We start from the raw sequence: 13,162 nt of genomic DNA on the forward strand, positions 1-13,162 counted from the left end.
CACAATCAATTTCCACAATAGGTTGCATTAAATTGCATCAATATACGTATCACGTATCCTCCCTGAACCAATAATACCTATGAAACCCATGAAAAGACTACTGTGTACTCCTTATCGGAGTTTTTTCGCTCGCCTCACGACGTCTGTGACGGCTTTTGCATTAGTTCAGCTATCCTGTGTTCACGCACAACAGGCGGTGCCTGTTGGTGCAGGTAGTTATGCTGAATATACGCCCGCACATGAAGATATCGTCGGCGGAGAAGACATCGGAATGGTATCCTCGTTCCTGAATAGGGAACTCTACATTCATCCATCCAAGGCGGGGGAACCAGTCCCCACGAATGACTGGTGGACGGATTTGATTTTTAACCAATACTCGGGAAACATGTGGGCGTATCCGTTATCGGTTCAGGCCAATGCTGCGGGCGTTAATGTGTACTTCCCCGTTGAATTTTCCGCCTCGGGAACGGACATGCTTACTGAGTATCCTATTTCGGTAGGTGGCGAGGTGGCAATTGTCCTCGGACCGAACGACACGATCCTCGCGGGCTTTGAAGACGCAGGTTGGCCAGTCGGTTGGAGCACAACGGGCACGGCCTTTGGCAGTGGCCCAGTGGCAGGTGCGGTTTCCGGTCAATCTTTAGTGACAAACGTCAATGGCGTCGGGCTCGCGAATTCCTTTCATGGTGGTGATGGGTCAATCGGGGTGCTCACATCGCCGACCTTCACCGTGAATGCGCAATACATTCACGCGTTAGTAGGCGGAGGAAATCACCCTGGCACCGCGGAAGTTCGGTTAGTGGTTGATGCCGCCACTGTTCGCACTGCAACCGGTAATAACTCTGAAAACATGGCATGGCAGACTTGGGACGTTTCCGAGTATGATGGACAGGACGCTTACATTGAAGTCGTTGACAATGTCACTGGAGGTTGGGGGCACATTATGGCTGACCAGATCGTTATGACTAACGATGACGCTCCTGCGGTCAAGTTCAGCACAGACTTTGCGCCAGCCAGTGCGGTTGCGCTCGATTGGTCCGACTGGCATGTTACGATGCGCCTAGAGCAAAACGCCAATGCCTACTATGATGTTACGATGGGCCATGGCCTACCATATGTCTGGGTGGAAGTCACTGGTGTTAGCCCACTGCTGACTATTGATGCTTCGGCAATTATTCGCGACTCTTCTGGTGCTGTGATTAGCTTACCATACACTGGCTCCATGCTGTCAGTCGAAGTGCAGGGGCGGGCCTTTGGTATACACACCCCCGACGGCACAACTTTTGAGGATTCTAATGGCGACTTGCTGGTGGACTTCAATGGTCTGGACAGCTACTTGGTGATTAGTGCACTGCCAGTGTGGAGTGACTTGATCAGCTTTGATTCCAACGCATACGCCATTCCTCGTGATACCATGATGTCTTGGTCCTACAATGCATCAGATGGCTATGTGCGTACAAATTGGACCGTTGTCGCCGAGGCGTTAAAGGGAGTGAATACCACGGTGCTACAGGGTTGGATCCCGCACCACTATCGTGAGACCAGTAACGATCTGTTATTCACTGGATACAGCTACATTACACCGCGAGGTAAGTTAAAGCTCAGCGAGTCGAACACGGCGGAGATTGATTTCCCCTTCATGGGCATCCTTCCGAATTTGCCTCCTCCCAGCCAAATTGGAGGTGCGCATGATTATTCGCCTGAGCGCATGGACTTTTATCTCGATCAATATGCAGAGCGGACAGACTATGGCGGCGACACATACTGGGGAGGAAAGAGCCTCACTCAATTTGGTGATTATATGACTATCGCCGGAGATCTCGATTCGGATAACCTCGCTGCGCTGAAAGCATCACTGACAACTGCGCTGACAGATTGGTTCACTTACGACGGGGTCGAGACTGAAAAATACTTCGCACGCTATGATAATTATAAAGCCCTAGTTGGCTTTAATGAATCGTATGGTTCGTCTCAGTTTACTGACCACCATTTTCACTACGGCTATTTCACACGTGCAGCAGCTCTGCTTGGATTCCAGGATCCGCAGTTCTTGGCTGACTACGGAGAGATGGTGAAGCTCGTCGCCAAGCAATATGCGAACTGGGACCGCACCGATACAAACTTTCCATTCTTGCGCACGTTCGACCCATGGCATGGTCACTCCTATGCGGGTGGAACCAGCGCGGGCAATGGCAACAACCAGGAATCGAGCTCTGAATCGATACAGTCTTGGTGTGGGCTTTTCCTTCTGGGCCAAGCGATGAGCGATTCTGATATGACCGCTGCCGGTGCGATGGGGTATGCGATTGAGCGCCTTGCCATTAAGGAATATTGGAACGATTATCACGGCAATCCAGCTGCGACGAATCCAGTCCTCGGTGATGGGGGCGTTTTGTCGCCGAATTATGGCCATGAGCTTGCGGGAATCGTGTTCGATAGTGGTTCCGCCTATGCAACCTTCTTTAGTGGTGATCCAGGCTGGATGTATGGCATTCAATGGCTACCTATTCAGCCCGGCCTTGCATATATGGGCGAAGACCCCGCATTCGCTAAGGCGCAGATGAATTCCATGGTTCAGGATCGAGTGCCGACGATGGCGGGTGCTGCACGTGGCGTTATTCGTGATTATAACTTAGCCCCTGCTCAGACTGAGTGGCATACGGGAGATACGGTTGGTGCGCTTGAGAAATTCAGGGGTGCGATCAAGTTGGCTAATGATCATAATCCGACCTACACGCTAGCTCTGACAGGCAATCCGCTTTATGTGAATGGACAGTTGAGTTTCACCGTTGAGGTCGATGGCTCTATTACGTTGGACCCAGCTATTTGGAGCGCAGCGACTCTGGCTAACTATCCGGACCTTGTCCCACCAGCTATTGGTCAACCACTCGATGGCTGGCCTCTGTATGATTACCTCTATGTTAACTATGATTACGATGCTAGCTATCTGGAGGACAAGTGGCATTTCGAGGTGCTCAATTATCAAAGCGGCGTTGATACCGAGCAGGCCAAAAAAGTCATTGGTGACTGGGGTGTCGGTCTCGGTAATGTAATCCTCGGCTACATCGCTCACTACGACGCCGATATGGCGGCCGAACTAATGGATGAATTTTACGACGATGGTCATCCGATTGGCATTAGCAATGATACCTCGGGCCTCACGTATTTTTATACCCATTCACTACGCTCTTTGGGGCACATTGTTTACGACCGTTACACCGACATTCCAACGAGTCAGGTCTTCTACAATCCTGCAACGGACGTTTACAGCTATGCAGTATACAATCCGAGTGATGTTGAACAGACGGCCACTGTTTATTCGACAACTGGCGTGGTCATTGGCTCATTCCCGGTTCCACCAAGGAAAGTCGTTCAGCACAAGCTTGACGAAGTTCTTAGCACCGTCGAGATCACTGCGTCCAATTCATCCGCTACAGTTGTTCCCGGATCGACGGTTCAGTTCACCGCAGTTGGTTATGACCAATATGGTGCCACGCACCCGCTGACGAGTGTTAGCTGGTCCGTCAATACCGGTGGTACGATCAGTCCGAGTGGATTGTTTAGCGCAACCACGAATGCTGATCCGGTAATCGTGACAGTTAGTGCAGACGGCGAGGAGCAGACCTATTCCTTCCGCACGGGCGACGCACCTTATCTTGCGGACATCGTGATTGATCCGTCATTTGCTCGTATCGAAGCCGGAGCCACACAGGCGTTTTCGGCGCAAGGACTTGACCAGTATGGTGATGATTTCGCGCTTGCTACGTTGGTCTGGGCTGTTGATGGAGGTGGTTCGATTGACGCGAATGGTGCCTTCACTTCCAACGGAACGACTGGTGCTTACTATGTGATCGCCGATAATGGAAATGCCTCGCAAACGGCTCTATTCGCCGTGCATCCGCCTTTGCAGAACGTGGCTGCCAACAAGTCCGCTTTCGCTTCCAGTGAAAACGGTGCGCCGGGTCTGGCTGGCTTGGCGGTCGATGTTGATGGTGCCACTCGCTGGGAAAGCGAGCATGGTAACGACGACGAGTGGTTCTATGTAGACCTTGGTTCGAGCTACGACATTAAGCGTATATTCATCGACTGGGAAGGTGCCTTCGCCGGTGAATACAATCTACAAGTGTCCGATGATGCCACGAATTGGAGCACCGTATTGACGGTGGAAAAGTCCAATGCCAACGACGACGATTTGACGATCGAATCTACTGGCCGCTATGTGCGATTCCAGGGCATAACCCGTGGCACGGGCTATGGGTATTCGTTCTACGAGTTTGAAGTCTATGGCTCGTTGTCTGTCGCTTCGATCGAGGGCGCGCAATTGTTCATTAATCCGACAGATGTCGATTTACTCAATGGTATGTCTACGGATTTCGATGCGTATGTCTTCGACGTGAACTGGAGCGGTGGCGAGAGCAGCCAGATAAATTGGTCGGCGGACACCGGTTCGATTGACGGAAACGGAAGCTATACAGCTACGGAAATCGGCGGCCCTTTTACGGTGACTGCAGATTTCACTGGTGTGGTTGACGGTGGGGGAACACTTGATTCCACGGCAACCGTTAACGTATCGGGAGGTGGCTATTTCGTGAATGTGGCTCCAACTGGCGTAGCGACTGCGTCATCTGAAGAAGATGTTGGTATGGAGGCTATATTGACTAATGATGAAAGCCTCTCGACTCGTTGGTCCTCTGTTTTCAACGATGATGAGCACCTTACCATCGACCTCGGTTCGCCGACGTTCATTGATTCGGTGATTCTTCGCTGGGAGGGTGCCTACGGCTTGGACTATCACATTCAGCTGTCCGATGACGGGGTCAATTACAGCAATGCGGTTAGTGTTACCAATGGCGATGGGGGCGAAGACGATTTGCCCGTCGGCGCTAGTGGCCGCTATGTGCGTATGCAGGGTGTAACCCGAGCTACTGTCTGGGGTTACTCCTTATGGGAGTTTGAAATTTATGCTCAAAGCAGCACACCACCTCTAGTCAATCTGGCGGAGGGACAAACGGCGATCGCTTCTTCCGTTGATGGCACTTACATTGCTGCCGCTGCGTTCGATGGCAATGGTGGCACGCGCTGGTCAAGTTCATTCAACGATGCTGAGTGGGTCTATGTCGATCTTGGCAGTGTGCAAGCGATCTCTCGGGTCATTCTGAAGTGGGAAGGTGCCTATGGTGAGGAATACAAGATTCAAGCCTCGGACGACGCCACAAGCTGGACCGATCTTATCGAGGTCGTCAATGGTGACGGTGGTGAGGATGACCTGACGCTCTCAGGCTCGGGACGTTATGTGCGGATGCTCGGAATCACTCGTGCAACGCCATGGGGCTACTCACTCTGGGAGTTTGAAGTCTATTAAGAATTCGAGAGAAACGCCCACTGATTCTATTGGGCCAAAAGAATAGTAAGAAAAGGAGTCAACCGCGATGCGTGTTGGCTCCTTTTTTTGATCTAAAATTCTGACTGCCTTAAAAAAAAGGGGGGGGGGGTAAATTTAATTGCATAAAATTGCACTTATGAATTGCACTCTTGGTAGATTGTTGTAGTGTTAATTTAGATTTAAAAAGAGTGACTCACTCGTTGCTCCTGCGCATTTGACCCCAACTTGTGTGTTTTTTGTATTAACAGTGCCCCCATGAGTAAGCCTCGTAATCGCAATAAGCTATTTCTCGTTCTAACCGTTAGTCTGTTCCTGCACCTCATCGGTTTGACTTTATTGGGCACATTGGTGTTCGGCGTCGGGACAATCCGTACCACGCCTGAATTGCAAGCGCCGCCCATTCCTCCCCCCCCCCCTCCAAGGCAGTTTGCTGTTTCTTTAGACCATGAAGCGACGCGTGCAACGAGGTCTCGTATCGCGGTAAAGGAAATTGAAATGAAGGACATTGAGTCACTTGATTTCAGCATACCAGTGGCCAGTGGCCGAGTTGGCTTTGGCGGTTTTGGTGGTGATGGGCTGAATATTAAGAATAATATGCCAAAGCTGAGTCTGGAGTCGCTCTTCGGCAACACTGAGTCGGCAGGGGTTGAACTCGTTGGGGCCTTTTTTGATCTTAAGCAGACGGCGGCTCGTAAGCCCAAAGAGGTCGATTATGGAGACTTTTTGCGCCGATATACCTCGGGTTCATGGTCGATGTCGCAACTGGAGCGTTTCTATCAGGCGGACCGGAAGCTTTATGCGACAACACTGCTCATACCGCATCGTATGGCTGATCAGGCTCCGGCGGCATTTGGTGTCGCCAGTGAGGTAAAACCGTCTCAATGGCTGGCCCATTATGAGGGTAAGATTACACCGCCTTTTAGTGGTAAGTTTCGCTTCTGGGGATTTGCCGACGATGTGCTCATTGTCCGTGTCAATAGTCGTGTGGTGCTTGATGGCTCCTTTCATGAGGGCGAATATACTGACTGGCGCTCCAGTGCAGGAGATCTCAATCGTAAGCATAGCATCGGCAATGGGGCCTTGGCGGTAGGCGACTGGATCAATGTCCAGAAAGGCCGTGAGCTGAAAATTGAGATACTCATTGGTGAACGGCCGGGTGGGCACTTTTCCACCTATTTGCTTGTAGAGGAAGAAGGGAAGGAGTATCCGCTGGGGCCGGATGCGCGTCCAATTTTGCCGATTTTTAAAATGACTCCTTTACTGCCAGGGTTTGAGGCGGAGTTGCTGACTCAAATGGGGCAGGAGCGAGGTTTAATGAGCCTCGATGGCCCCTGCTTTGCACGCATTCAGTGAGTGCCCGATTGTCTTTTATGAGTGCATTGATGTAATGCTCTTTTTCATTCGTTATTGGCGTTATTGGCTTTGGTCTTTTGAACCAATTGCCGCCAGCTAGGTTAGACGAATGCGGCGGATTTGCGGGTTGCCGCGGTCATCTTTATAGATGATGCAGAATATTTTCATTGATGGCGAAAGATACCATGAGCTGGTGGAGAAAACGCGACCATGGCCGTTAATTTCTGCTGCAAAGGCCACCCCGTCATTGAACGGCTTTTCCTGCTTAGTGAGCGGCACCACGCTTCGCTGTTTTGATTCAACCAGTATCCGTTCCGCCCCAAGGCGGATGATTACAGATTCTTGCATGTAATTACAAATATAGACTGATCCAAGAGGGAAGGCGGTGCTCGAGTCGTCTAGAAGCTCATATTGATACGTGAGTCCATTTGCAGTGCGTGCGGATTTGAGAAGCACGATGACATCACCAGGATCTTTAGGGAACTGTAGGTTCAATACTGGTTGTTTCTGTTCCTCGGGCACGGGCGCTTTATCATAGAGAGCGAGCTGGCGCGTGGTTGGGATTGTGTGAACCTGAGAGAAACTTGACATCGAAACGGGTACGGTAATCACCTTCCCTTCACTGACATACTCCAGGCTTGTCAGGCCTGGGATCTGCGTAAGGCTTACAACGCGAAAATTGTCTGCAAACGTTAATGAGCACAGGCCGATTAGGCTATAGGCGAACAGACATGCTATTTTTTGAATCTTCATTTTGACTTTGGCGATTTAGACTTCATCTCGAGTCAGCCAGCGGAAGCTGACGATTTCGAATTCTCGACCAAAAGTATCAGCTGTAGAATTTGCCTCAGGCGTTTCCCAAGGCTGTGGGCCATTGTTATCATCTGAGCCGACGTAGTTACGCTTGCGCTGGACGACCGCTTCGCACCATGCCTCGGCAACGACGCCATTGACGTCTCGAACATCGCCGTAGGCGCGTATGGTGAATGTTTCTGAGCGTGCGCTCAGGACTGGTATGATTGGTTTGAGTAATTCCGCTTGGGTGATGTAGCCCGGCAGGCCCTCGTTACGGTCTCCTAGTAGGCTTTCAGGTGATGCTAGGCCAACTGCGTTTACAATGTCATTGCTGGTGACTGTGTTTGAGCCAAAGCGGGTGCTCAGTGCTTCATTGAGGGCTGCATCATCGGATTCTGTGTTGATGCCGCTTTCGTCTATCGCAGCTTGGACTGCCCCAGTGCGGTTCATTGCGTTCCGAGTAGAGATCTCACGATTAAAGAACTGACCTAGTGAAAGAAATGGTCCGCGCGCCTTGACTTGCGCGACTATTTTCTCGGCCAAGCCTTGTATCTGTTTATCGGTTAGCGCTCTAAAGCCACTCCACAGTGCTGAGTTGGCTGATTGATAATTGCCGGCTTGGCCTTCGGCCGAACTGCCAGCAGGAAATGTTTTGGAAATGATTGGTGTGCGATCCGCATTAACTTCTTCCTGTAGACTACCTATGCTCAGATCGTTATAGGTAACGGCCTTGCCGCGTGAGGCGGAGAGCATGGCGGCCCAAGCGTCCACCGAAGTTGAGTTGATGTTGAAAGCGTTGTCTACTGAGAGGTAGGCGGCCAATCGTAAGTATTCCTCGCCGGGTGTCTCTTGGACCTTAGCGGTTATCGATGTGAGGCTTTCTTCCTCACTAATAGAATAGGCAGGGTTCAGGAGGCTATCGTCGCCCTCGAGTAGGTCTTCCAGCAATTGCTTTGCAACTTTGCTATTTGTAGCGAATGGCCCGCCGTTGTTTGCTAGGCCGCTGAAGTAATAACTGTCGAATAGGGCGTTGTTCAAAAAGTAGGATCGGTCTACATTGTAGGCACCATCCCAAACTTCGTTTTCGGCGAGCATGGGGTGGAGGTAGCTGTTGCCCACGGCTCGGTTATAGACCGGGCCCATGTTGCGGCGGCGTGGGTCACTGGTGGGAAGCTCACTGGGCGGTGTCTTATCATTGGCAAATTGGGTATATTGGTAGACGAGGTGATCATAATCTCGACCCAATGGTGCGTGCTCCAATTGACCGAGAGAAAGCGGGGGACTAACCGTTAGTTCCTTGGCGACATTTGAATAAACGAGGTCTGAGCCGGAGCGAAAAAACGCGCGCAAGGTATTGGGGTCATACTGAAGATAATCACCAGACCCGACTTCGCCATTGAATTCAAAACGGAAGGGGGCGACCGAGAGAGCGGCCTCGTCGACATCCTCTGTGTAGTAATAGGCGTTAGCGGGATCAGTGAAGAGGCCAGGCTTACCTAGGCCCTTGTTTTCATCGAAGGCACGGATGTCGAAGGTTAAGGTAAAGACTGGTGCTAGACCGGTGAAATCGCCATTGGGTGTGAGCATGTTGGGTAAGCTGGCGAAGTTGATTGTTTCTTCGTGCTCGTATTTATCTGGCAGGTAGGAGGCGTTCAGAGCATCCTCGCTGTTGATGTGGAATACCCCCGCCTGCTGGCGCTCACCATATTCTCCGCCTGCGTTTGATTTGAAAAGAAATTGATTGTTTTCATCTGATAATTTGACGAATATTTTCCCCCCTCCGGTTGCGAGTAGCTTAGTGTCTGGCCATGATTTTTGATTGGGCTGTTCGACACTAGTGAGTAGACATGGTGAGAAGATGCCCATTGCGCCCTCGCTGAAGTTTCGAGTTGCTTGCTGCAAGCGTCCGGCGGTGCCGCCAGCAGCGTCTCCCCAGAAGATATCGCGCTCCGGCCAGTCCATCCACAGTTTCTCGTTGTACTCATTCTTCTTATCAGGAATGCGTCTGAGCGTTATCAGGCGCATTTCGCCCGGTGGGATGCTTATGGCTTCTTCCAGTTCAAAGTTAGAGCTGTTGAGTGAGATCAGCTCGCCGGCATAGAACCATAAAATTTTGTCTAGGCTCTTGTAGTTGTTACCGTTGTCGAAGGAGAAATCGATGTCTGGCAGTGACGCGAGCAGATTAATGGCGGCCGTCTTATCCCTAGCCATGTGGATGGTGACATTATAGGGATTCCAGATGTAGATAATTGGAGTCACCATCAAGTAAACGATCTCGTCATTACTCTGGTAATCGGTGTTGGGCAGTTCGTTTCCGTTTTTGCCGTCGAGACGTTGGTCTGACTGCAAGTAGGGTAGGCCGTCATATGTGTTATAGCCCTTGTAAAGTGAGAAAACATATTGATAGCGGACCGCGACAGGCAGTGGGGCGTCGCCCTTTTTATTCGGCGCAAGATCGTCGAATGTTTCCGGTTTTACATCGAGAAAATCAATGACTGGTGCGCCATTAGACTGTTCATCGAGCATTAGGTAGCGATTGTGGAAGCGCTGTACATAATCCCAAGTGGGGCCATTGACAATCGGGTTAGGTTCAGGGCCCAGGGTGAACAGCGCATCTGGTCGGTTGCTTGAATCGAGGAATGAGCTCGGAAGTGTCGTTTGTGATAGTGCGAGGCTAAGATCTTTCCGAAAACCGCCATTTTTAACGTCGATGAGCATCCCCTTTTTGTAGGGAGTCAATGAGTGGAATTTGCCTTCATAAGCATCGTCTCTTCCTAGCTGATGGATGGTGGTCAGCTTGAGTATGTCGTGGCTAAAAATGATCGATTGATCAATGTCATCCGTGTTCAGGTCTTCCCAGTCACTGACCGCGCGCAAGTTCGCATTGCTGTTCGAGGAGATCGCGTTGATTTTGTCAATGTTTTGAGAAGCAGCCGTCGGTGTTTCCGTTAGAACGCTTGCTTTCACGCCATCATCGCCGACCCAATAGGCGAAGCCGTTTTGCTGCCAAGATTCAGTGTCACTTTGAATGGCTTCGCGAGGTGCGTAAACGTAGTGATCCTCCATGTCTACGGAGTTTCCGATGCTGCCTTCGCCGACGAGCTTCACGGCTTCGTCGGACGTGGTATCGAAGTTTATGGCGAGTTTCAGAATATCGGTACCTTGCAACTCCGTGTCACGAAAACCGGAGACAAGCCAGCCGCGGAAATTAGCTGGTTTGCCATCCGATGCAGTTGCTAATGTGGGGTTATCTTGACGGTCGGACGCGCCATCCCAATCCAGACTATTCCAAACGCCAGTCCAGTAGGGTTGTTTAACGTTGGCCGTGCCATCTGTATCTTCAAATCCGGAGGTCTCGGGATTGCTGTCGAGGATTGCGGCGTTGGCTGATATTCTTTGGTCGGGGCCAAGGTGCCGCTGTAATTCACCAATTGCAACTTGCAGACCGAAGAGTGCGTTTTGATGCGCAAGAGATTGGTCCTTGGTGTGGGTTGCGTTTCTGGTCTGCACACGCACGAGGGTTGCCATGGATAGCGCGAGCAGGATCATCATTGACATTAGGGTCAATGCGATTGCCAAGGCGAACCCACCATTTTGGCTTCTTGCGTCCATGGGGATTGGGGCTTTGAGATTGCTGTAGGGGTTCGGTTTCATCACTCGGCAGGGCGCTGCCGGGACAGGCTGTCCTTAAAGAACTAACCGAAATAGGGTGGCTTGTCGGCAAAAAAATGTAACCGACAAGCAGCCCCAAATGGAGTTGCGATCACAGCGCCTCGAATTCAACAACGGTGATGCGTTGCTTGGCGGCATCAGATGGTCGCCAGAACCAGCCCTTTGGGTCCCAAGTCTGGGCGAAAGATAGCTCATTGACGAGTTTTTGGTAGTCGGCCAGCGCAAGTTTTGATTCCCCTTTTGCTTCGTAGGCTTGGCCGCGAATGAACAGGCATGTGCCCACATCGTTGAGCGCCCACATCTCTGAAGCAGTTTCTTTGGGTGCTGGTTCAGTCATTGCAGATTGCATTTTCTCTGCCTCGGCACTGTACATTTCAATGCACTTGCTGGTATAGTCGATTGCGAGATCGTATTGCTTTTTGCCCATAGCATCCCATGCCTTGCCGGTCAGTGCTTCCGAGCTGAAGTTGCCATAGTCCGCCTCGGGGGTTGGGGCATCTTGGGCCGATGCGCTGAAGGCAAGCAGTGCGCTTGTGAGGGTAAGCATCAGGAGTGTTTTGATCTGGTAACTGCGTTTCATGGAATTAACTGTGAATTATGAAGGTTTAAGGGTCAATCTTAAAAATGCAAATAAATGCAATTTTTGATATTTAAATGGCAGTGAATGAATTTAAATTCTGAATTTTTAGTTGCCTTGGGGGTGTGCTTTTTGGGATCCTTTAGCGTGTTGATGGCGATATCCGTGTTCGGAGATAGGGCCTTCTGGGTGTGTATGCATGGATTTTGATTCGATGAGCGGCTTTGCCCCCCCCCCCCCCCCCTGTTGTCCGTTTTTTTATTCGAGGGGGCCGGGACGTGGTTTGTTCAGCGTCTGTCCATCAAGTAACTGGCAGCTCATGAGTATGTGCTGCGAGGGGCCAAAGCGCTTTTTAAGCAGGTCGCTCAGGCGCTTTGCGGCGGCGTAGCCAATGTTGCGGTAGGGGATTTGCACGGTGCTTAGTTGCGGTTTGCCATTGGGGGCAGGTATTCCGTCGAATCCAGTAATGGATACGTCATCGGGGGTGCGTATACCGCGTTTTTCTAATTCGCGAATGAGGTCGTAGGCTTGATGGTCTGCGGCACAGACGTAGGCGGTGACGCCATCGCGAATCCGCTCCTCAGCAAGATCGAAACTGTCATTGAGGGAAACTATGTTACGGGGTTGTGCGTTTATCAGGTCGCGTTCTAGGATCGGGATGTCCAACTGGGTCATCTTTTCGGTGTAGGCACCGAAGCGCCGTAGGGACCAACTGGCTTCGGTTTGGTAGGCCTTGGTGTAAAAGCCAATTCGATCATGGCCAAGTGTATGCAACTTGTTGATCAAGAGAGCTATGCCCTGATAATGGTTGACGTCGACACAGTCCAGATCGCCAGAGCTACGTTGTTCCACTAATGATACGCACGGCATGCGGATCAATAGCTCATCTATTACGGGTTTTGGAAATGGATAGAGCAGGAGCAATCCGGACCATGTGCGGCCTACCGTGGTGAGTAGGTTTCTGTATTCTGGATGTTGAATCGAGTGCACATCTGGGTCAACGAAGTGCACGGAAATGCCAACCTTGGCGAGTTGGCAGTATTCGGAGACGCCCTTGAGTAGCAGTTTGCCGGGGCTCTCGTAATCCATGCGGTGGTATTCCTCTTCCTTGGAGCAGATGAGTACGCCGAAAATCGGGCGTGTGCGCTTAGTGCTGGAATTGGAGCTACGCATGGAGATGTGATTATAGCCAATGCGTGACGCCATTTCGAACACGTTCGCCCTAGTTTCGGGGTTGATGCCTGGGTGGTTTGTGAAACAACGGGACACTGTTGCGCGAGACAAATTCAATGCGTCGGCAATCGCTTGCTGGTTTACTGGTTTCATATATAATTTGGTAAGAAAGTGTTCCTAAATGTTTTGCGATTTAATGCAACAAAATC

Annotated in this window: 6 protein-coding genes; 2 read left to right on the top strand and 4 right to left on the bottom strand. The window is 51.0% G+C overall.

All coding sequences use genetic code 11. The annotated features are described in order from the left end of the window. The first annotated feature begins 88 nt into the window (after window positions 1–88). Entirely contained in the window at window positions 89–5,362 is a 5,274-nt protein-coding gene (locus IE065_RS10280) for a discoidin domain-containing protein (RefSeq protein WP_189514688.1), read from the top strand. 276 nt (window positions 5,363–5,638) lie between these two features. Continuing rightward, window positions 5,639–6,736 carry a hypothetical protein gene (locus IE065_RS10285; protein ID WP_189514690.1) on the top strand — a complete coding sequence of 366 codons (1,098 nt, stop codon included), beginning with the start codon at window positions 5,639–5,641 and terminating at the stop codon, window positions 6,734–6,736. Window positions 6,737–6,832: 96 nt separating this feature from the next. Here the strand turns inward: IE065_RS10285 and IE065_RS10290 are convergent, their stop codons facing one another. The 4 genes from IE065_RS10290 to IE065_RS10305 form a co-directional block, all read right to left on the bottom strand. Continuing rightward, window positions 6,833–7,327, bottom strand: a complete 495-nt coding sequence (locus IE065_RS10290) for a hypothetical protein (protein ID WP_189514692.1) — start codon at window positions 7,325–7,327, stop codon at window positions 6,833–6,835. A 177-nt stretch (window positions 7,328–7,504) separates the two neighbouring features. After that, window positions 7,505–11,143 carry a pilus assembly PilX family protein gene (locus IE065_RS10295; protein WP_189514694.1) on the bottom strand — a complete coding sequence of 1,213 codons (3,639 nt, stop codon included), beginning with the start codon at window positions 11,141–11,143 and terminating at the stop codon, window positions 7,505–7,507. Between the two features lie 151 nt (window positions 11,144–11,294). Then, on the bottom strand, window positions 11,295–11,783 hold the full coding sequence (locus tag IE065_RS10300) for a beta-glucanase precursor (protein WP_189514696.1): 489 nt from the start codon (window positions 11,781–11,783) through the stop codon (window positions 11,295–11,297). Window positions 11,784–12,038: 255 nt separating this feature from the next. Beyond that, entirely contained in the window at window positions 12,039–13,106 is a 1,068-nt protein-coding gene (locus IE065_RS10305) for a LacI family DNA-binding transcriptional regulator (protein WP_189514698.1), read from the bottom strand. Window positions 13,107–13,162: the final 56 nt, after the last annotated feature.

This window comes from Cerasicoccus arenae (assembly GCF_014651635.1).
Lineage (GTDB): Bacteria > Verrucomicrobiota > Verrucomicrobiia > Opitutales > Cerasicoccaceae > Cerasicoccus > Cerasicoccus arenae.